The organism is Rhizobium sp. Leaf262, from assembly GCF_001422245.1.
Classification (GTDB): Bacteria; Pseudomonadota; Alphaproteobacteria; order Rhizobiales; family Rhizobiaceae; genus Agrobacterium.
In genome coordinates this window covers 299,101-319,560 of the sequence record NZ_LMMM01000021.1, presented here as the reverse complement: position 1 = coordinate 319,560, position 20,460 = coordinate 299,101, and the positions used below count along the sequence as shown (strand labels likewise).

The 20,460-nt window shown below is 56.5% G+C and carries 22 protein-coding genes; 5 read left to right on the top strand and 17 right to left on the bottom strand.

What is annotated here, in order from left to right:
- Nucleotides 1–43: 43 nt before the first annotated feature.
- From accD to ASF29_RS23515, 7 genes are all read right to left on the bottom strand, one after another.
- Nucleotides 44–937: an acetyl-CoA carboxylase, carboxyltransferase subunit beta gene (gene accD / locus ASF29_RS23550; protein ID WP_062453094.1), complete on the bottom strand. Its 894-nt coding sequence runs from the start codon at nucleotides 935–937 to the stop codon at nucleotides 44–46.
- 37 nt (nucleotides 938–974) lie between these two features.
- Nucleotides 975–1,814: a tryptophan synthase subunit alpha gene (trpA, locus tag ASF29_RS23545; RefSeq protein ID WP_062453093.1), complete on the bottom strand. Its 840-nt coding sequence runs from the start codon at nucleotides 1,812–1,814 to the stop codon at nucleotides 975–977.
- Nucleotides 1,815–1,816: 2 nt separating this feature from the next.
- Nucleotides 1,817–3,037: a tryptophan synthase subunit beta gene (gene trpB, locus ASF29_RS23540; protein ID WP_062453092.1), complete on the bottom strand. Its 1,221-nt coding sequence runs from the start codon at nucleotides 3,035–3,037 to the stop codon at nucleotides 1,817–1,819.
- 2 nt (nucleotides 3,038–3,039) lie between these two features.
- On the bottom strand, nucleotides 3,040–3,696 hold the full coding sequence (locus ASF29_RS23535; protein ID WP_062453091.1) for a phosphoribosylanthranilate isomerase: 657 nt from the start codon (nucleotides 3,694–3,696) through the stop codon (nucleotides 3,040–3,042).
- A 103-nt stretch (nucleotides 3,697–3,799) separates the two neighbouring features.
- Complete coding sequence (locus ASF29_RS23530; RefSeq protein ID WP_062453090.1) at nucleotides 3,800–4,567, bottom strand: M48 family metallopeptidase; 768 nt, start codon at nucleotides 4,565–4,567, stop codon at nucleotides 3,800–3,802.
- A gap of 45 nt (nucleotides 4,568–4,612) precedes the next feature.
- Entirely contained in the window at nucleotides 4,613–5,848 is a 1,236-nt protein-coding gene (locus ASF29_RS23525) for a polyhydroxyalkanoate depolymerase (protein ID WP_062453089.1), read from the bottom strand.
- A 433-nt stretch (nucleotides 5,849–6,281) separates the two neighbouring features.
- Complete coding sequence (locus tag ASF29_RS23515; RefSeq protein ID WP_062453087.1) at nucleotides 6,282–7,124, bottom strand: fumarylacetoacetate hydrolase family protein; 843 nt, start codon at nucleotides 7,122–7,124, stop codon at nucleotides 6,282–6,284.
- Between the two features lie 195 nt (nucleotides 7,125–7,319).
- Here ASF29_RS23515 and ASF29_RS23510 point away from each other — a divergent pair, with 195 nt between their 5' ends.
- Nucleotides 7,320–7,922 (top strand): nitroreductase family protein, encoded by a 603-nt coding sequence (locus ASF29_RS23510; protein WP_062453086.1) that lies wholly within the window; start codon nucleotides 7,320–7,322, stop codon nucleotides 7,920–7,922.
- 113 nt (nucleotides 7,923–8,035) lie between these two features.
- Here ASF29_RS23510 and gyrB read toward each other — a convergent pair whose 3' ends face one another.
- From gyrB to ASF29_RS23485, 5 genes are all read right to left on the bottom strand, one after another.
- Nucleotides 8,036–10,471, bottom strand: coding sequence for a DNA topoisomerase (ATP-hydrolyzing) subunit B (gene gyrB / locus ASF29_RS23505; protein ID WP_062453085.1), 2,436 nt, complete (start codon nucleotides 10,469–10,471; stop codon nucleotides 8,036–8,038).
- 159 nt (nucleotides 10,472–10,630) lie between these two features.
- On the bottom strand, nucleotides 10,631–10,996 hold the full coding sequence (locus ASF29_RS23500; protein ID WP_062453084.1) for a helix-turn-helix domain-containing protein: 366 nt from the start codon (nucleotides 10,994–10,996) through the stop codon (nucleotides 10,631–10,633).
- Nucleotides 10,993–11,583, bottom strand: a complete 591-nt coding sequence (locus tag ASF29_RS23495; RefSeq protein WP_062453083.1) for a Smr/MutS family protein — start codon at nucleotides 11,581–11,583, stop codon at nucleotides 10,993–10,995. The genes ASF29_RS23500 and ASF29_RS23495 overlap by 4 nt, the downstream gene beginning before the upstream one ends.
- A complete protein-coding gene (locus ASF29_RS23490; RefSeq protein ID WP_062453082.1) occupies nucleotides 11,583–12,701 on the bottom strand; it encodes a murein transglycosylase A in 1,119 nt (372 codons plus the stop codon). Before ASF29_RS23490 ends, ASF29_RS23495 begins: the two co-directional genes overlap by 1 nt.
- Nucleotides 12,698–13,396, bottom strand: a complete 699-nt coding sequence (locus ASF29_RS23485; RefSeq protein ID WP_062453081.1) for a Tim44/TimA family putative adaptor protein — start codon at nucleotides 13,394–13,396, stop codon at nucleotides 12,698–12,700. The genes ASF29_RS23490 and ASF29_RS23485 overlap by 4 nt, the downstream gene beginning before the upstream one ends.
- 254 nt (nucleotides 13,397–13,650) lie before the next feature.
- Here ASF29_RS23485 and ASF29_RS23480 point away from each other — a divergent pair, with 254 nt between their 5' ends.
- A complete protein-coding gene (locus tag ASF29_RS23480; RefSeq protein WP_062453080.1) occupies nucleotides 13,651–14,163 on the top strand; it encodes an FxsA family protein in 513 nt (170 codons plus the stop codon).
- A gap of 81 nt (nucleotides 14,164–14,244) precedes the next feature.
- Nucleotides 14,245–14,733: a protein-export chaperone SecB gene (gene secB, locus ASF29_RS23475; RefSeq protein WP_062453079.1), complete on the top strand. Its 489-nt coding sequence runs from the start codon at nucleotides 14,245–14,247 to the stop codon at nucleotides 14,731–14,733.
- A gap of 50 nt (nucleotides 14,734–14,783) precedes the next feature.
- On the opposite strand, the gene dnaQ is transcribed toward secB, so the two are convergent.
- From dnaQ to ASF29_RS23450, 5 genes are read right to left on the bottom strand one after another with little or no spacing between them, the layout of a single operon-like run.
- Nucleotides 14,784–15,482: a DNA polymerase III subunit epsilon gene (gene dnaQ / locus ASF29_RS23470; protein ID WP_062453078.1), complete on the bottom strand. Its 699-nt coding sequence runs from the start codon at nucleotides 15,480–15,482 to the stop codon at nucleotides 14,784–14,786.
- The gene (coaE, locus tag ASF29_RS23465; protein WP_062453077.1) at nucleotides 15,475–16,083 is read right to left on the bottom strand and encodes a dephospho-CoA kinase; all 609 of its coding nucleotides are present in this window, start codon (nucleotides 16,081–16,083) and stop codon (nucleotides 15,475–15,477) included. The genes dnaQ and coaE overlap by 8 nt, the downstream gene beginning before the upstream one ends.
- Nucleotides 16,080–16,943: a shikimate dehydrogenase gene (locus ASF29_RS23460; protein WP_062453076.1), complete on the bottom strand. Its 864-nt coding sequence runs from the start codon at nucleotides 16,941–16,943 to the stop codon at nucleotides 16,080–16,082. The genes coaE and ASF29_RS23460 overlap by 4 nt, the downstream gene beginning before the upstream one ends.
- Nucleotides 16,936–17,535: a Maf-like protein gene (locus ASF29_RS23455; protein ID WP_062453075.1), complete on the bottom strand. Its 600-nt coding sequence runs from the start codon at nucleotides 17,533–17,535 to the stop codon at nucleotides 16,936–16,938. Before ASF29_RS23455 ends, ASF29_RS23460 begins: the two co-directional genes overlap by 8 nt.
- Nucleotides 17,536–17,568: 33 nt before the next feature.
- Complete coding sequence (locus ASF29_RS23450; RefSeq protein ID WP_062453074.1) at nucleotides 17,569–18,390, bottom strand: pyruvate, water dikinase regulatory protein; 822 nt, start codon at nucleotides 18,388–18,390, stop codon at nucleotides 17,569–17,571.
- Between the two features lie 405 nt (nucleotides 18,391–18,795).
- On the opposite strand from ASF29_RS23450, the gene hemE reads away from it, so the two are divergent.
- Nucleotides 18,796–19,830 (top strand): uroporphyrinogen decarboxylase, encoded by a 1,035-nt coding sequence (hemE, locus tag ASF29_RS23445; protein WP_062453073.1) that lies wholly within the window; start codon nucleotides 18,796–18,798, stop codon nucleotides 19,828–19,830.
- A complete protein-coding gene (gene hemJ, locus ASF29_RS23440; protein ID WP_062453072.1) occupies nucleotides 19,827–20,372 on the top strand; it encodes a protoporphyrinogen oxidase HemJ in 546 nt (181 codons plus the stop codon). Before hemE ends, hemJ begins: the two co-directional genes overlap by 4 nt.
- Nucleotides 20,373–20,460 lie beyond the last annotated feature (88 nt).

Sequence of the window (20,460 nt, the reverse complement as noted above, 5' to 3'; positions counted from 1 at the left end):
CATATCCGTCATCGGCCCCTCCAGAGCCCAGTCACGATAGACGTCAGGCGGACGCTGCCAGTGGCAGGACTTCCGTTGACGTATTGGCTGGTGCCTTCGTCATGATCTTCAACAGGCTGGCCAGCGTATCGGGAATTTCACGCCGATCCACGACCATGTCGACCATGCCGTGATCCAGCAGATATTCCGATGTCTGGAAGCCTTCAGGCAGCTTTTCGCGGATCGTCTGTTCGATCACGCGCTTGCCCGCAAAGCAGATTTCCGCGCCCGGTTCGGCAATGTGAACATCGCCCAGCATCGCGTAAGATGCCGTTACACCACCCGTTGTCGGGTTGGTGAGCACGACGATGTAAGGCATGCCAGCCTCTTTGAGCATATTGACGGCAACAGTTGTGCGCGGCAGCTGCATCAACGACAGGATGCCTTCCTGCATGCGCGCGCCACCCGAGGCCGGGAACATCACCACCGGGCAACGCTCGGAAATGGCGCGATCGAATGCCTTGACGATAGCCTCACCTGCGGCGATGCCGAGCGAGCCGCCCATGAACTGGAACTCGTGCACGATGGCGACGATCTTCAGGCCCTTGAGCTTGCCAACACCTGCAAGGATCGTGTCTTCCTGCTCCGTCTTCACGCGGCTGTCGCGCAGACGGTCGGTGTATTTCTTGGAATCGCGGAACTTCAGCGGGTCCTGAGCCACCTTCGGCTGCTGCAACGCCTCATAGACGCCACCATCGAAGAGGTCTTCAAGGCGTGCTTTGGCAGGCATCTTCATATGGAAACCGGAAGCGGGAATGACCCACTTGTTTTCTTCCAGATCCTTGTGAAAAACCATCTCGCCCGTTTCCGGGCACTTGATCCAGAGGTTTTCCGGCGTCTCGCGGCGGCCAAGCATGGAGTTGATCCGGGGCCGTACGTAGTTGGTGATCCAGTTCACGTTTAATACTCCTGACTATCTGCGCTGAACCGATAACTTATTCGGCAGCGGCAAGGCGCGATGCACGCACGCCCGTTGAAAGTCCCTTTACCAGTGTTGTCACGGAGGGGACAGTGTCATTGGTGGCCTTACCATCCTTGGTCAGGCTGCCGGCGATCTGGTTGACGATGGCAGACCCCACCACCACACCATCGGCCACAGCACCGATTGCGCGGGCGTGATCCGCCGTCTTGACGCCGAAGCCGACACAGACCGGAAGGCCGGTATGGGATTTGATGCGACCGACAGCGCCTGATATCGTTGATGGATCGGGCAAGGCCGAACCGGTGATGCCGTTCATCGAGACGTAATAAACGAAGCCCGATGTGTTTTTCAGAACCGCCGGCAGGCGCTTTTCATCCGTCGTCGGGGTGGCCAGACGAATGAAGTTGATGCCGCGCTCAAGCGCCGGAACGCAAAGCTCATCGTCCATTTCGGGCGGAAGATCAACGACGATCAGACCGTCGATGCCTGCGGCCAGAGCCTCATCCAGAAATGTTTCGACGCCGTATATATAGATGGGATTGTAATATCCCATCAGCACGATCGGTGTTGCATCATCTCCCTTGCGGAACTGACGCGCCAGATCGATCGTCGTCTTCAGAGTCTGTCCAGCTTTCAGCGCGCGCTGACCGGCCATCTGAATGGCCGGGCCATCGGCCATCGGGTCGGAAAACGGCATACCGAGCTCGATCACGTCGGCACCGGCTTCCGGCAAGGCTTTCATGATGCCGAGCGATGTTTCGAAATCCGGGTCGCCGCCCATGAAATAGGTGATCAGAGCTGGGCGGTTTTCAGCGCGCAGATCAGCAAAGCGCTTGTCCATACGTGCAGTCATGTTCAGGCACCCATTTCCAGAAGTTTCGCTACGGTGAAGATGTCCTTGTCACCACGGCCGCACAGGTTCATGACGATGATCTGATCCTTATCCATCTTCGGCGCACGCTTGACGACTTCGGCCAGTGCATGGGCGGGCTCGAGAGCGGGAATGATGCCTTCGGTTCGCGTCAGCAACTGGAAAGCATCCAGCGCTTCGTTGTCCTTGATCGGCACATATTCGACACGGCCCGCGTCTTTCAGCCAGGAATGTTCGGGGCCGATACCGGGATAATCGAGACCGGCGGAGACCGAGTGACCTTCCTTGATCTGGCCATCGCTATCCTGCAGCAGATAGGTGCGGTTGCCGTGCAGAACGCCCGGCGAGCCTGCCGTCAAAGATGCACAGTGCTCTTCGCCCTCAAGGCCTTTTCCGCCTGCTTCGACGCCGACGATTTTAACGCTGGCGTCATCCAGGAACGGGTGGAACAGGCCGATGGCGTTGGAACCACCGCCAACCGCTGCCACGAGCAGATCGGGGAGACGGCCTTCGGCTGCCATCATCTGTTCGCGCACCTCGTGCCCGATGACCGACTGGAAGTCGCGGACCATTTCCGGGTAAGGATGCGGTCCGGCTGCGGTGCCGATCATGTAGTAGGTGTCGTCGATATTGGTGACCCAATCACGCAGAGCCTCGTTCATGGCATCTTTCAGCGTGCCGTGACCGGAGTTCACCGGAATGACCTCCGCGCCCAGAAGCTTCATACGAAAAACGTTCGGCGCCTGGCGCTCGACATCCGTCGCACCCATGTAGACGACGCATGGAATGCCGAAACGGGCAGCCACGGTTGCGGAAGCAACGCCATGCTGACCGGCACCTGTTTCCGCGATGATGCGGGTCTTGCCCATGCGCTTGGCGAGCAGGATCTGGCCCAGGCAATTGTTGATCTTGTGCGAACCGGTGTGGTTCAGCTCGTCGCGCTTGAAATAAATCTTTGCGCCGCCCAGTTCCTGCGTCAGCCGTTCAGCGAAATAGAGCGGGCTCGGGCGACCGGTATAGTGCGTGTTGAGATGCTTGAGCTCTGCCTGAAACTGCGGATCGGTCTTGGCCTTGTTCCACTGGTCCTGGAGATCCAGGATCAGCGGCATCAGCGTTTCGGCAACGAAGCGGCCTCCATAGATACCGAAGCGACCGTCCTCATCGGGACCGGCGCGAAAAGAATTGGGTTTCACCGTTTCGTTCACTCTCAAACTCCCTGCGGTCTGGCTGATCGAACCGCATCGAAAAATGCGTCGATCATCGCCAGATTCTTGACACCCGGCGCGCTTTCGACACCGGAAGATGCATCTATTCCCCTCGCCCCGGTTATACCGAGGGCTTCAGCGATATTGTCTTTGTTCAATCCCCCGGAAAGCATGTAATCCACGCCCTCGTCAAGAGAGCGCAGCAAGGTCCAGTCGAAGGAAACGCCATTGCCGCCGGGAAGATCGGAACCCTTGGGTGGCTTGGCATCGAACAGAAATTTGTCGGCAATTCCTATATAGGAATCAATTTTGGCAAGATCATCGCCGTCGCGAATGGAAAACGCTTTTATGACTGGCAGTCCGTAGACAGCCTTTACGTTGAGCACCCGCTCCGGGCTTTCGCTTCCGTGAAGCTGCAGCATGTCGGGCTTCAGAAGATCGATGATTTCGTCCAGCTCATCATTATCAGCATCGACGGTCACCGCGACGATCTTGACGCTGCCCCGCACGGCGTCTGCGAGCTTGCCAGCGATATCAGGCTCGATGTTGCGTGGGCTCTTTTCGAAAAAGATGAATCCGATATGGCTCGCACCGCGCCGAACGGCCCGCTCGATGGCATCAGCAGATTTCAATCCGCAAATCTTGATTTCCGGTATCATGGCTTGGGAGGTGCCATGAATTGCGCGTCGAGTCGAGCCAAATCGAAACTGGCGCAGAGATGGAGCGAATGTTTCACGTGAATCCAAACCATTTCGAAAGGAATTAGTCGAAATCGATGGCGTGGAGTTGTGATCCATTACGTTTCAACCATGCCTTCGAGGCTTCAGTGTGCGGGCAGAGTTTTTCGCACAGGGTCCAGAATTTCGGCCCGTGATTCATCTCCCGCAAATGGGCGACCTCGTGGGCGGCGAGATAATCGATGACGCTTTCCGGTGCCATGACGATGCGCCAGGAGAAGCTCAGATTTCCCTCGTAAGAACAGGAGCCCCAGCGGCTGCGCGTGTCCTTCATGGAAATGGAGCGAACCGGCTTGCCGACTGCCTTGGCATGGTGAGCGACCAGCCTTTCCAGATCGGCACGTGCTTCTTTCTTGAGAAAAGTCGCGATGCGTCGGCCCATATGTTCCGGCAATCCGCTGACCCGAAGAACTGCTTCCCCTTCAGCACTCGTTGTCAGCTGCATCACGCCCCGCAATGTGCCGGTGTGTTCGATGCGATGCGCCACGCCACGGATGGAGATGATGCCGCCGTCTCGGATACTGCCTTCTTCTGAAAATTTGGAGAGCTTGGCTTTCAGCCAGCCATTGTGCCGCTCCAGAAAGTCATCCACTTCGCGATGGTGAAGCCCGTAGGGAATGGTCATCTTCAGCGCCTTGCCACCCGGTTCGATGCGCAGCGTGATGCGGGTGGCGCGCTGGTTTTCCGTGATGGTGATGGGCAGGCTGCGGTCACCGACATCCACCTTCCGCTGCAAAGGCGTAGCCTTGGTGTGCGAGGTGGATTTTACGGATTTGCGGAGAAGCGAGAACATCGCCTTTCATAGCGATTCGCGCCGCAAAAAGCTATCCGGTGACCATCAGACGTTAAGCTCGTGCTTCCGCATGAAATCGCGCATGCGTGGGACGATGTCACGGCGGAAGCGCGAGCCGTTGAAGACGCCGTAATGCCCGACATCCGGCTGCATGTAATGTTCGCGCTTTTCTGCCGGAAGATTGAGACAGAGATCATGGGCAGCCTTGGTCTGGCCGACGCCGGAAATGTCGTCATTTTCGCCTTCGACGGTAAACAGCGCGGTCCGCCTGACCGACGACGGGTCCACCACCCTGCCCCGGTGCAGCATCGTTCCCTTCGGCAAGGCGTGTTCGATGAACACGGTCTCCACCGTCTGGAGGTAAAACTCCGCCGTCAGATCCATCACCGCCAGATACTCGTCATAGAACTCGCGATGCGTTTCGGTGGAATCACCGTCGTTCTTCACAAGGTTCATGTAGAAATCCTTGTGCGCCGTCATGTGCTTGTCGAGGTTCATCGACATGAAACCGGTCAGTTGCAGAAAACCCGGATAGACCGAACGGCCGAAACCGGGCTGCGGCCAGGGCACATGCATGATGACATTGTCCCTGAACCATTCGATGGGCTTGCCTTTGGCCATTTCGTTGACCGCAGTCGGGTTGATGCGCGTGTCGATCGGTCCGCCCATCAGCGTCATGGATGCGGGTGCGCAAGGATCGTTATCTGCTTCCATGAGCGAGACGGCAGCGAGCACGGGCACGGATGGCTGGCAGACGGCAACGACATGCACGCCCTCTCCGATATGGTGAAGCATGTCGATCAGATAATCGATGTAATCATCCAGATCGAAGCGCCCATCGCTCAATGCCACGGTACGGGCATCAAGCCAGTCGGTGATATAAATATCGGCGGACGGCAGCAGCGCCTCGACCGTGCCACGCAACAATGTCGCGTAGTGGCCGGACATGGGTGCGACGAGGAGAACTTTCGAGCCCCCTTCATGGCCAAGTGGAAGGTCGCGCTGGAAATGGATGAGATTACAGAAGGGCTGTGACCAAACGATCTCTTCATGGACAACGACGGCTTGCCCGTCGATCGTCGTCTCCGCAAGCCCGAATTCCGGCTTGCCGTAACGACGCGTCAACCGCTCGAAAACCTCGAAGCCAGCATCGAGGCTTCGTCCGAAGGCGGTGTTGGACAAGGGATTCATCGGGTTGTTGCAGGCCTGCCGCATCATGTCGAGGCTGGCCCGCAGCGGCATCATGGCCGCGTGGTTCATTTCATAGAACTGATAGAACATGGATGAACGCCTCCCGTCGTTTATCGTTTTCTCTTTTGCAGGATAGCATCTTTTCGCACCTGCACAAAATCACGACATCAATTTCAGGGAAGGTTGTCACCGTGCTTATTTATAGAAGACTTCCAAACTCTGATCGCGACGAAGATCAGGAGAGCAATCGTTGCCAAAGCTGCCGAGAAGATCGGACCAGTCACCAGAGCCACGATCGAGGGACAAGCGACGTCCTCGCATTTGTAGAGACCGGATAGGCCTGCCTGGAGCGCTAGCCAGTATCCTGATATGACGCAGACGCCTCCTGTGGACAGGACCACCAGCATAATCTTGAATATTTTCACAAACTGCCTCCGCAGGAAGATGGCATTTGCTACCTTTTAATGCGAAAGGGCAAGCCGATGGCCTGCCCCTTTTTATTCCGCAAAGTTCAAGGTCAGATTCAGATGTCAGCCACGAATGTCTGCTTCTGCGTCCCAAGCCCTTCGATACCAAGCTCCACCACGTCGCCCGCTTTCAGGAAGCGTTGGGGCTTCATGCCGAGGCCGACGCCGGGTGGCGTGCCGGTTGAGATGATGTCGCCGGGGTGCAGCGACATGAACTGGCTGAGATAGGAGACGACATGGGCCACGCCATAGACCATGGTCTTGCTTGAGCCGTTTTGCATCGTTTCGCCATTGACCTTCAGCCACATGCCGAGGTTTTGCGGATCGGCGATTTCGTCCTTGGTCACAAGCCACGGCCCGACAGGACCGAAGGTGTCGCAGGATTTGCCCTTGGTCCACTGGCCCTGACGCTCCGACTGAAAGGCGCGTTCCGACACGTCGTGAGACACACAGTAGCCGGCAACGTAATCCAGAGCATCGGCTTCCGACACATATTTCGCGGTCTTTCCGATGACGACACCGAGTTCGACTTCCCAGTCCGTTTTCTGCGAGCCGCGTGGGATGACGACGTTATCGTTGGGACCGACGATGGCGGATGTCGCCTTCATGAAAATGACAGGCTCCGGCGGCACCGTCGCACCCGTTTCGGCGGCGTGGTCTGAGAAGTTGAGGCCGATGCAGATGAACTTGCCCGTACCGGCAACGCAGGCACCGAGACGATCGTCGTTCAGAACGGGCAATGAGGCGAGATCGAGCGCCGCAATCTTTTTGAGACCTTCGGGAGAAATCGCCTCACCGGCAATGTCTTTCACATGCGCAGACAGATCACGCGCTTTCCCATCCGCATCGAGAATGGCTGGTTTTTCCTGCCCCGGCTGGCCGACACGCAACAATTTCATGAGGTCTTCTCCCGTTATCTGACTTGTTCATGCATATATGAACGAACTATTTATCCGTGTCACCCCTGCTCGCCAGCCAAAAAACATCGCGTTTTGGATTGTCGACGCATTATTCGCCACAGACGTGTATGACAGTGGAAAGCGCCTGCATCGGCGCTTGTCGAGCATAACGTCAAACATTGTCGAGGAGATGATATGACCTACAGCAATTCACGCCAGTCCGAGTATCCGGTCGATCCCATTTTTCTGGATCGCTGGTCGCCACGCGCGTTCGACGGAAAGGGAATGCCGAGGGAGCATCTGCTGACGATTCTCGATGCGGCACATTGGGCACCATCTTCATCCAACCAGCAGCCGTGGCGTTTCGTCTTTGCCCATAAGGGCACAGACCAATGGGACACCTTCGTCAGCCTGCTGGTGGAAGGCAACCAGCGCTGGGCGAAAAACGCCGCCGTGCTGCTCTTCGTCATTTCGCGCGACTTCACCATTTCTCGCGATGGCGAGAAAAAGCCGGCAACGACCCATTCCTTCGATGCCGGGGCAGCCTGGCTGTCGCTTGCCATGCAGTCGCATATGCTGGGTTACCATGCCCACGGCATGGCGGGCATCTTCAAGGACAAGATTGTCGAGACCCTCGGCATTCCTGATGGCTTCATTGTTGAGGCCGCCGTCGCAATCGGGACCATGGCCGACAAATCAACGCTACCAGCAGAGCTTGCGGAGCGGGAAATTCCGAGTGACCGGTTGCCGCTTTCCGACGTGGCTTTTGAAGGCAAATTTACCGGCAAGGCGCAGTAATCTCCCTTCACCAGCATCAAGCAAACAAAAGGCCCGGTGGAGAATGTCCATCGGGCCTTTTGTTAAAATTGCGTTTCACGTGAATCGTCTGAGACGACGATCCACCGCAAAAATCAGATATCGAGATTGGCGACGTTCAGCGCATTTTCCTGAATGAAGTCGCGGCGCGGCTCCACCTCGTCACCCATCAGGCGGGCAAAAAGGCTGTCGGCGTCGGTCGCATCAGGGATTTTGACCTGAAGCAGCGAGCGGACATTGGCGTCGAGCGTGGTTTCCCATAGCTGTTCGGCATTCATTTCGCCAAGACCCTTATAACGCTGCATAGACAGGCCCTTGCGACCGGCTGCGAAAATCGCATCGAGCAGCGAACGCGGGCCTGATATCGTCAGCGTTCCATCCTTGCGTTGCAGCACGGGCGGTGTCTTGTAGATATCACCCATGCGGGTCGCCAGCTGGTCGATGTGACGCGCATCTGCCGAACCCATCAGGCCCATGTCCAGCGTGGAGACTTCCTTCACGCCTCGCACCATGCGCCAGAAACGCAAGCCGCCATCATCAAGCACTTCGCCGGTCCAGCCGCGTTCGGTTTCCTCCGCGATCATATCCAGACGGCGCGCCACCTCTGCAACGGTCGCCTCTGCCTTGCTGGCATCCGCCGACAGTTCCGGGTTCATCGCACCGGCAATAGCCGCTTGCTCTACAATCGAGCGGCTGTAGCGCGAATGCAGGTTGTCGATGAGCGAACGCATGCGCACCGCGTCGAGAATGACCTCGCGCAAATCCTCGCCAACGCGGACTTCGCCGGAACCCAGGGTAAGAGACGCTTCCTCGATGCCCATCGAGATCAGATAATCTTCCAGCGCCTTTTCGTCCTTCAGATACTGAACGGACTTGCCACGCGTAACCTTATAGAGTGGCGGCTGGGCGATGTAGAGATGGCCGCGCTCGATCAGTTCCGGCATCTGGCGGAAGAAGAAGGTCAAGAGCAGCGTTCGAATATGGGCGCCATCGACGTCAGCATCGGTCATGATGATGATCTTGTGATAGCGCAGCTTGTCGGCGTTGAACTCATCCTTGCCGATGGATGTACCGAGCGCGGTAATCAGCGTGCCAATTTCCTGGCTCGACAGCATCTTGTCGAAACGCGCACGCTCCACGTTCAGGATCTTGCCGCGTAGCGGCAGGATAGCCTGCGTCTCACGCGAACGTCCCTGTTTGGCCGAACCGCCAGCGGAATCGCCCTCGACGAGGAAGACTTCGGACTTGGCCGGATCGCGTTCGGAGCAATCGGCAAGCTTGCCGGGCAGCGAAGCGATATCGAGTGCGCCCTTGCGGCGGGTCAGTTCACGCGCCTTGCGGGCAGCTTCTCGCGCAATCGCGGCTTCCACCACCTTACCGACGAGAATCTTGGCTTCGCTCGGATGTTCTTCGAACCAGGTGCTGAGTGCTTCGTTGACGAGATTTTCAACGACCGGACGCACTTCCGAGGAGACCAGCTTGTCCTTGGTCTGCGACGAGAATTTCGGATCGGGAACCTTGACTGACAGGACTGCGGTCAGGCCTTCGCGGCAATCTTCGCCCTGAAGCGAGACCTTTTCCTTTTTCGTGATGCCGGAGCTATCCGCATAGGAGGTCACCTGGCGCGTCAGTGCACCACGGAAACCGGCCATATGCGTGCCGCCATCGCGCTGCGGGATGTTGTTGGTGAAGCACAGCATATTTTCGTGATAGCTGTCGTTCCACCACATGGCCACTTCGACGGTGATGCCGTCTTTTTCGCCGATGATGTAGACGGGCTTTTCCACCAGCGGCTTCTTGGAACGGTCGAGATAGCGCACGAAGGCTGCGAGACCGCCGTCATAGAGCATTTCTTCCTGCTTGATGTCGGAGTGGCGCTTGTCGGTCAAAAGAATGCGCACGCCGGAATTCAGGAAGGCGAGTTCGCGCAGCCGGTGTTCCAGCGTCGCGTAATTATATTCGGTCATGGTGAAGGTGTCGGTGCTGGCGAGGAAGGTTACTTCCGTGCCGGAACGGCCTTCATATTCGCCCACGATCTCCAGCGGGCCATCGGCCACACCATGCGTAAACGAAATCTCGTGTATCTTGCCATTGCGACGAATGCGCAGTTTCAGCCAGACCGACAGGGCATTCACCACAGATACGCCCACGCCGTGCAGACCGCCGGAAACCTTATAGGAGTTCTGGTCGAACTTACCGCCCGCGTGAAGCTGGGTCATGATGACTTCGGCAGCCGAAACACCTTCGCCGGTGTGAATATCCGTGGGGATACCGCGACCATTGTCGGTCACCGACACGGAGCCATCGGCGTTCAGGGTCACCGTTACCAGGTCGGCATGACCGGCCAGCGCTTCGTCGATGGCGTTATCAACGACTTCGTAGACCATGTGATGCAGACCGGAACCATCGTCGGTATCGCCAATATACATGCCGGGCCGTTTGCGCACCGCATCAAGGCCCTTCAGGACCTTGATCGAGTCGGCTCCATAGGCTGCACTGGCGGCGTTTTCGCTCGACGTCGTTTCAGTCATAAGCACTCTTTCCAAATGTGTCTGTCGCAGCGCAGTCTTGAATGAAGACAGCGCGGCAGCGAATCACTTTAAATCTGACGTGTGACTATAGAAATTCCGCCTCGATATCCAAAGTCCACAAGCACCAAACCCGCCACAAAGCAGGGGATAGCGCGGGTTTCAATCGCAAGAACGGCTTTTTTGCAGCACCTCTGTCAATTCCTCTATCACAGTTGGCGGCAGCTTGCGAATATTCCGCGCTAATCCATTGGCGAAAGCGGTATATTCCTGCGGCAGACCGGCTGTATCGATCACGACACGCGGGTCGGATGTTCCAGCCAGCGAGAAGAGCTCGTCCGCTTCGTCCCAGATGATGTTGAAATATCCGGCGATGCGCTGAAGCAGGTTGAAGCTCGGCTTGCCGCGCCTGCCATGTTCCAGTGCCGAGAGATAGGCAGGCGACACGCCGATCGCCAACGCCATCTGCTTTTGCGTCACGCCCTTCTTTTCGCGAAGATTGCGAACCGCTTCCGCAAACGGCGTCATGACGTGTCTCCGCGGCGGCGCGCCAGCCTCACATAGAGCGCGCCATCGCCGCCGTGGTTCATGGAGGCGTCTTCATAGGACGAGATCAGGTGGCGATATTCCGGTTTGGAGAACCACATCGGCACGGCGCGCTTCAAGGCACCGTCACTGCCCATCGAGCGACCCTTGCCTGTGATGACAAGCACATGGCGCAGGCCGCGCTCATGGGCGCGCACCAGAAAGTCGAGAAGAACCGCATGGGCCTCGCTCTGGAACATACCGTGCAGATCGATGCGGGCTTCAAGCGGCAGACGCCCGCGCGTGAGCTTGCGTTTGACCGGTTTCTCCAGCGGACTGTGAATGCGCTTTTTGTCCGCATCCGGCATCGCCGATGACGGCACCGTCTCGATGATCATCTGCGGAAATGGCGGAATGGGCTTCTTTGCCGGTTGGGGCTGGGGCTGAAGCTGGGGCGTCGGTTCACTCTCGGCCTCCAGCGCCTCGAACGCCAGGAGGTCTTCGACACGGCCGGAGATCAGCCGCGTGGTCTTGGCAACCTTGCCCCACAGGATGCGCTCGTCTCTGCCGAGTTTGCGGCCACCCTTCATTACCGATACCTTTCCGCTGCCCCACGCGGAATGAGGATATAGAAATCCGCGTTGTTGCGCACGGTCCCGGCCAGTTCGCCTGCCTCATCGCCGGAGCCGGTAAAGATATCGCCGCGTGCTGGCCCGACGATGGCTGAGCCGGTATCGAGCGCCAGCATCAACCGACCGAACGGACGTCCCCCATCCAGATGGGTCAGGCTTTCGGACGCGATGTAAAACGGGAAACCGAACGTGTGGATCAGACGATCCACCGCAAGTGCCCTGCCCGCAACCAGCGGCACCTTGGCAGCCGCGATCGGTCCCAGTTCAAGCCCTTCCACATCCGCTTCCCGAAAGAAAATGTAGGACCGATTGTGCCACAGCACCTGATCGACCTTGTCGGGATGCGCATTCAGCCATTGGCGAATGGTCTGCATCGAGACGGTGGCGGGGTCGAGCTCGCCCCGGTCCAGCAACAGGCGACCAATGGGCGAAAAGGGATGACCGGCCTTGGCGGCATAGGTAATGCGCCTGATCGTGCCATCGCCGTAGACCAGCCGGGCAGCGCCCTGCACGTGGACGAAAAACAGATCGACCTTGGATTTGGCCCAGGCGATTTCCAGCCCCTGACCATCCAGGTACCCGCGATCGATCTCGCCGCGATCGGGATAGGTGAAAATCTCGCCGTTCCGGCTAAGACCGAAGGCATAGTAGGGATCGATCCCGGATGGTCTGTTTGTGTCGTCAAGATCGATCAGATCAGTCGGGCGGCGATAGATCGGATATTTGAAGATTGCATCTGGCGATGCCGACACGGCCAACTCAGGCTCGTAGAAAGCGGTGACGAAGCCAGTTTTTCCGGATGACGGCGAGATGTGAAATGGGATGCAATGATCTTCGAAAAAGCGGCGCGCGGTTTGCGCGTCAGCAAACTCGGCTGCCTGCGCCTGTTCCAAAAAGACCAGGAGTTCATCGGCACCAAGCCCGAGGGCACCGGTGCGGTATGGCTTTGCAGTTCGCAGATGCGCCGAGATGGACCGCATGGCCGTCTGAAGCGAAGAAGGGTCGTCCGCCTGCCAACCCGGCAGTTGCGCAAACGACACTTCTTTCAGATCAAAATCCCGGCCAGCTGTGCTCATTGCTCGGATTCGGTCGCAATCAGCTTCCAGTTCGGGTCGCGGGAGCGGACGTCACGCGAGAAGGTCCAGATGTCGTCGACCTCGGAGACATTTTCAGGGTCGCCGTCCACCAGCTTGCCGTCCTTGTCATAGGTCGCAGAAATAAGCTGGCTGAGAATGCGCAACGTGATCTGCTCTTCGGAGTCGCGAACGGTGGCATGGGTGATGTCGATTTTTTCCGTACCGACAAAGGTCGACTTGACGACCTCACCCCGTGTTTCGCGTTCTTTGATGGCGGCATCGAAGCCCTCATAGACCGCCTTGGAGAGGAGATTCTTGAGGGTTTTGCGATCGCCATCCGCAAAAGCCGTGACGATCATCTCATAGGCCATCCGTGCGCCATTGAGGAATTCCTTCGGACGGAAGGTCGGATCGGTCTTCGTCAGCTCCCGCAGCGAATCATTGACGGGCGATCCAACCGGTGCAACTGCATCGATCTCCGCATAGCGATTTTCTTCCTCCTCCTCGCCACGGCGCGGCAAGGTCACGACCTTGTTATCGTCCATGGAGTTGGATTTGGCCAAATCGCGAGGGCTATAGGGATCGACTGGAGGCTTTTCATTGCCAGTACGGCGACCGAGGACACTTCGTAGCTGAAGAAAAATCAGCACTGCAGCTACCAGGAAAAACAATGTAATGAAGTCGCTTGAGCCCATCTTTTACCGAAACCGCCATTTAAATTCAATTTTCTAAACATCATATAGTCTGCATCCGTCCATCATTCAAACAGGCAGATTCAATCGCAGGTCTCCAAAGATGGACAAATTGGCTCTATCGTGAGCCGATTCACCGTCGTTAACGCGAAGAGCGCGCCCTGTTTCGGTCGACACTTGCATTCGCCAAGCGCGTGCGACCTTATGCAGAAACCGCTCTTCGAACCGTTTTTCAACAAACACGCAAGGCTGATATAATGCGTTTCTCACTCCTACCCGTCCTCGTTCTTGCCATGCCGATCCTTGAGATCGCCGGCTTCATCGTGGTCGGCAAGGCGCTTGGTCTCTGGTTGACACTGGGGCTCATTCTCCTCACTTCCTTTCTCGGCCTTGTCATCTTGCGCTCAGGCGGCCTCGGCATGGTCCGCAATCTGCAAAATGCCAGCAGAACCGGCGCCGAGCCTGCGCAGGCGATGATCAGCGGCGGCATGCGCGTTATCGCTGGCATCCTTCTGTTTGTCCCTGGCTTCATTACCGACATCATCGGCCTTCTCCTGCTTGTCCCGGCGATCAGAGCTTTTATCTGGAAAGCGATCGGTCCACGCGTGGTGGTGGCAGGATCCTTCAAGAATGCCGGATTCCGTCCCGGTGCGCAGTCGCGCGACTCTGCCAAGGTCGTCGATCTCGATGAAGACGACTTCCATCGCGAAGGTTCCGGCCAGTCACCATGGTCTGCAAACAGAGACGATCGTGATCTTCCGAAACCCTGACCACCGTCAGATCGAAGGGTTGTAAGCGTTTTGTCTAAATGATAGACGGGCTTCCAAGAATTCAATCCGCGAGGACATATTATGACCACTGAAAACGGTGCGCAGGAAGGGGCAAACCCTTCCCTCAACATTCTAACGCAGTACACCAAGGATTTGTCGTTTGAAAATCCGGGCGCACCGCGTTCGCTTCAGGCCCGTGATGGCGCACCTGCCATCAACATCAATGTCAACGTCAATGCGAACCCGATTTCCGGTTCCGGTTCCGATTTCGATGTCGTCCTGACGCTGAACGCCGAAGCCAAGGATGGCGACAAGGTTCTGTTCGTGGCAGAGCTGGTCTATGGCGGCGTTTTCCGCATCACCGGTTTCCCGCAGGAACATATGCTGCCCGTTCTCTTCATCGAGTGCCCGCGCCTTCTGTTCCCCTTCGCACGCCAGATCATTGCCGACGTTACCCGCAACGGTGGTTTCCCGCCGCTGATGATCGACCCTATCGACTTCTCGCAGATGTTTGCGCAGCGTGTTGCCGAAGAACAAGCCCGTGCCAAGGTTCAGGCTGTTCCGAACTGATATCGATAACAAGATCGACATTTGAACCCGGGTCGCAAGCCCCGGGTTTTTTAATGCTTATAGTTATGCCAGATGGCCTTGTCGCCCATGGCGAGGACAAGTTTGCCGTGGGCTGCAGCTGCGTCGGCATCCAATCTGGACGGCAGGACACGCGGTCGTGCGACAATCTCGATCGGCCCCTCTTCGATGATCTCACTGGTTTTCGACTTCGCGGCGATGCCGAACCCAAGAGCGGTCTGTCGACCGCCAATCATCTCGATATAGACCTCGGCCAGCAGTTCGGAGTCGAGCAAGGCTCCGTGTTTCGTGCGGTGCGAATTGTCGATGCCATAACGACGGCAGAGGGCATCGAGCGAATTTGGACCCATCGGATGTTTGCGCCGCGCCAGTGACAGGGTGTCGGTCACCAGTTCCGGCGAAACCGGCTCTATTCCCAATCGGCCAAACTCGGCGTTGATAAAGCCCATGTCGAAGGTCGCGTTATGTGCGACCCAGCGTGCACCTTCGAAGAAATCACTTATTTCCTGGACGACATCGGCGAATTTCGGCTTGTCGCGCAAAAACTCGTCGGTAATTCCATGGACGGCCAACGCGTCGGGATGAACCTTGCGGTCTTCGGGATTTATAAAGAGGTGAATGCTGCGACCCGTGGGAAAGTGATTGTCCAGCTCGATGCCACCGATTTCGATGATGCGGTCGAACTTGGATTCCAGACCCGTGGTTTCCGTATCGAATATGATCTCACGCATCGTTCGTTTTTCCTTCCTGTCCCGCAGCCAGCGTGTGCAGCACCGCTTTGACCTGCTCGCGAGCGTCCGCAATTCCAAAACCTGTTTCGATGATGAAGTCTGCGCGCTTCCTCTTTTCACCATCTGGCATCTGCCGCGCAAGGATCATATCGAACTTTTCTGCCGTCATCCCTTCCCGCGCAAGCACCCGCCGCCGCTGAATGTCCGGTGGGCAGCTTACGACGGCAATGACATCGACCCGATCTTCCGATCCGGTTTCGAACAGCAGTGGGATATCCAGAACGGCAAAGTCTGCTTCCGCCGCTCTCTGTGCAAGAAGAAAATCCTCCTGCTTTTTTCGAACCAGTGGATGGACGATTTTCTCAAGCATTGCGAAATTAGCCGGATTCTGGCGCAATTGCTCCCCGAGCTTCTGACGATTAATTTCGCCATTCTCAGTCGTACCGGGGAAAGCCGCCTCTACAAGGGGAACTGCCTCATGACGATAGAGATCGTGAACTACAGAGTCCGAGTCAAAGACCGCCACACCCTCGTCGACAAACAATTGCGCCGTCGTTGATTTGCCCATGCCGATGGAGCCGGTGAGCCCGATGGTAATCATCCATGCCTCGCAATGTCATCGATGATGTGTTTTCTGAGCGTATCATCGACCTCAGGCAATCGACCAAACCATTTTTCAAAGCCAGGTCTGGCCTGATGGAGCAGCATTCCCAAGCCGTCTACAGTCGCAAAACCTTGCTTTTGCGCCATCTGGAGAATGGGCGTGTTCAGAGGAACGTAGACGATATCAGTCACGACCGCGCCGCGCTTGAGCTTCGAAAAATCGATTGGGGGTGTTTTACGTCCATCCATCCCCAGGGATGTCGTATTGACGAAAAGGCCGGCCCCACTCATGACCTCCTGTAAAGCCAGAAGCGGATGCGCGAAAACTTTCACGCCGAATCTGTCCCGCAATTCAAGGGCTCGATCAAGGGTGCGATTGACGACATGGATTTCAGAAATTCCACGATTGCGCAAAGCCTGCACTACGGATCGGCTCGCACCGCCAGCCCCGAGAACCAATGCTCTATCCGTTTTATCCCAGCCCGGATGGCGTTGGTCGAGATTAGCGGTAAAACCATAACCGTCGGTATTGGTCGCGTGGATCAATCCGTCTTCTAGCCATAAGGTATTGGCTGCACCGAGTTCTTCAACGATCTCGTCATTACGGTCGGCGAAACGAAAGGCCGCTTCCTTGTGGGGAATGGTGACGTTGCCGCCGACAAAACCGCCGTTCGTGCCAGCCCTCAACTGGTCCATGAAAGTATGAAAACTTTCCGCCGGAACAGAGATAGCCTCATAGTTGCCCGCAATATCCGCCTTGTTGAGCCAATATCCATGAATGAGAGGTGATCTCGAGTGGCTGATCGGATAGCCGGTCACGAAGGCTTTGATGGTTAATGTTTCACGTGAATCAACCATCGATCATGTCCAGCTCTCGGAGTTTCGTTAACAAAGGCAGCAGGGGAAGCCCAAGGATCGTGAAGTAATCACCGTTGATTGCGCTGAACAACTGAACCCCTTCTCCTTCGAGTTGATAGGCGCCCACACTCGATAATATCTTTTCGCCAACACGTTGGAGGTGCCTGCTCACGAAGGCCGTATCGAATTCGTGCATGGTCATGTCGGCTATGGTGACGACCTCCCAGAGGATTTCACCGTTCCGGGCCAAGGCTGCACCACAGTTGAGCCGATGCGTTTTTCCAGACAGGGACATCAGATGGGAATGGGCTTCGGTCATGTCTTTCGGCTTGTGAAAGATACGCGAGCCCAGTGACATGGTCTGATCGCAGCCCAACACCAGGGCATCCGGGTGTGTCACACTAACAGACAGCGCCTTAGCTTTTGCGAGTTCCACTGCGATCCGATCCGGCGACGCGCCTTCCTGCTCAAGCCGCGCGTCGACAGCGCGTTCATCGATATCGGCAGGGATTGCGCGAAAGGTCAGTCCGGCGTTGCGCATCAACATTTGACGTGACGCACTGGACGAAGCAAGGATCAGGTCTGGTCTCATCAACCACGGTCTCCGAACAAGGGTTCGAAGCCATTAACGTGTCCTTTGGCGAAGGGCAAGAATGGCGGCTGCGGTCTCCTCTATCGAACGACGGGTGACATCGATAATCGGCCAATTGTTGCGCGCGCAGAGTGAGCGCGCATATTTCAGCTCTTCCATGATGGTCGCGCGATCAATGTACTGCCCGCGATCGAAACCGCCGGTCACCCCAAGCTCCCGATTTTCCCGCACCTGTGAAATCCGGTCCGATGTCGCCACAAGCCCGACAATCAAAGGCCGCGTCGCGTGATAGAGACTGTCGGGAAGCGGGACGTCCGGCACCACGGGAATATTGGCGGTCTTGATGCCGCGATTGGCAAGATAGATCGATGTTGGGGTCTTGGATGTCCGGCTGATACCAATCAAGACGACATCCGCCTCGTCATAGCTTTCCGGCATTTGCCCATCATCGTGATCCATCGCGAAGTTCAGCGCTTCGATCCGGGCAAAATAATCTGCATTGAGCGCATGCTGGGCACCCACTCTGCGTCGGGAAGCGGTTCCGAGATAGGTCTGGAAAATGCCGATCACGGGTTCCAGAACATTCACACAGGGAACGCCGATCGCATGACACTGAAGATCCAGAAATTCCGCCAATTGTTCATCGACAATTGTATAGAGCACGATCCCTGGCTCCTTATCGATGCTGTCTATGACTTTCTGAAGTTGCTTCTGGTTCCGGATCATGGGGTAGACATGCTCCAACGGCATCGCCGCATGAAACTGCGCCGAGACAGCCCTGCCCGCCGACATCAAGGTTTCACCCGTCGAGTCAGAAATAAGATGGAGATGAAAGAAGCTTTTTTGGTTCTCCACGCTGTTTTTGTCTCCCTGTTGATAAAGGTGCACAACATGCTCGGTCACGGCGCAAGCGGGTCGGGTCGGCGCATAACTGCCGTTTTATCCACAATCGGCCCTTCTGTGCAGCAATCAAAGCGTCATCTGTGAATTGTGAGGAGAAAGGAAAAACATTAAAAGTATTTAACAGCTCATCCACAGGCGTTATCTTCATAAGATTTCCGATAACATACTGAAATTTATTTGATATTATTCATTATAAAGAACGTTTTCCCAAGCTTGAGCAAAGCTTTCCCACCTGTCCCGCTGATTTGCGGGATGCGGCATTTCCGCCGGATGGATATTAATCCTTGCTACTCACAGACTCTAAGAAATAGAAAATCTTTCAGATCTATTAGATTTTATTTTTAGAGAAGTGAGCCCATGTCCGATCGTAGCGTTTTGAAGGTCCTGAATGGGGAGACGCTGAGCCCACCACCAATCTGGCTGATGAGACAGGCAGGCCGCTATCTCCCGGAGTATCGGGAAACGCGCAAGGCAGCAGGAAGTTTCCTTGACCTCTGTTACAATTCCGAACTGGCAACGGAAGTAACACTGCAGCCCATTCGTCGCTTCGATCTCGATGCAGCCATTCTCTTTTCCGACATTCTGGTGATACCAGATGCGCTCGAGCGCAATGTGTCCTTCACTGAGGGCAGGGGCCCGGCCATGGATCCGATCGACCCTGCCGGTATCATGGCGCTGAAGGCTGATAACATCCTGCCCCATCTGGCACCTGTCTTTGAAACGGTTACGCGTTTGAGGCGAGAACTGCCCGCCAAAACGACGCTGCTTGGCTTTTGTGGTGCACCCTGGACGGTGGCGACCTACATGATCGCCGGCCACGGAACGCCCGATCAGGCGCCTGCTCGGCTGTTCGGTTACCAACACCCCGAGGCTATGGAAAAGCTTCTGGCCTTTCTCGCTGAGGCGTCTGCCGATTATCTCGTGGCGCAGCTTGATGCCGGGGCGGATGCCGTCCAGATATTCGATTCCTGGGCGGGTGTGCTGGGTGAAAAGGAATTTGAAGATTACGCCGTCAAGCCGGTTGCCCGCATCATCGAATCCGTTCGGTCACGCCGCCCTGGTGCCAAGATCATCGCTTTTGCAAAAGGCGCTGGTATTCTGCTCAAGGATTACCGCCAGAAAACCAGGGCTGATGCCATAGGTCTCGACTGGAGCGTGCCACTCTCCTTCGCCCGTGATTTGCAAAAGGATGGGCCAGTGCAGGGCAACCTCGATCCGATGCGTATGGTAGCGGGTGGCAAGGCACTGGACGAAGGGATAGACGCAATCCTCGACGGTCTTGGAGCAGGACCTTTGATCTTCAATCTCGGTCATGGGATTACCCCGCAGGCCGACCCTGAAAACGTTTCCCGGTTGGTACGCAGGGTGAGATCCCACGGGGGCCATTCATGAGCCAGGACAGTCAAACCTCTGAGAAGGCCGGCCGAAAGGCGCGGCTGCGCGCTGCGGTGGCGCTGGTCGTTTTCGTTACCATGATCGCACTTGTTTTGCACGTCGACCCGGCCGAGAGCTATCTCTGGATCAAGGCTTTGCACATCGTCGCCGTCATTTCATGGATGGCGGGCCTGTTTTATCTGCCGCGGCTCTTCATCTATCACACGGATGCACAGCCCGGTTCTGACAAGTCTGAAACCTTCAAGATCATGGAACAACGGCTGATCAAGGTGATCATGAACCCAGCGATGATGATATCCTGGGTTCTCGGGCTTTATCTCGCCTGGTCGGTTTACGGTTTTTCTGGCGGGTGGCTGCACGCAAAAATCGGTCTCGTCGTTCTGATGACGCTGACCCACATTTATTTCAGTCGCAGCGCACGACGTTTTTTGCTTGATGAAAACACCCGTGGCGCCCGTCACTGGCGGTTGATGAATGAGGTGCCGACAGTTCTGATGATCCTGATAGTCATACTCGTGGTTGTGAAACCCTTCGCTTGAGGGGTGATCACGATAAATTTCTCGGAATTGGTGCTTTCCTCTTGCGGCTTTCGGGTTGAACCGCTATTTTCCGCTCACTCATCTCAAT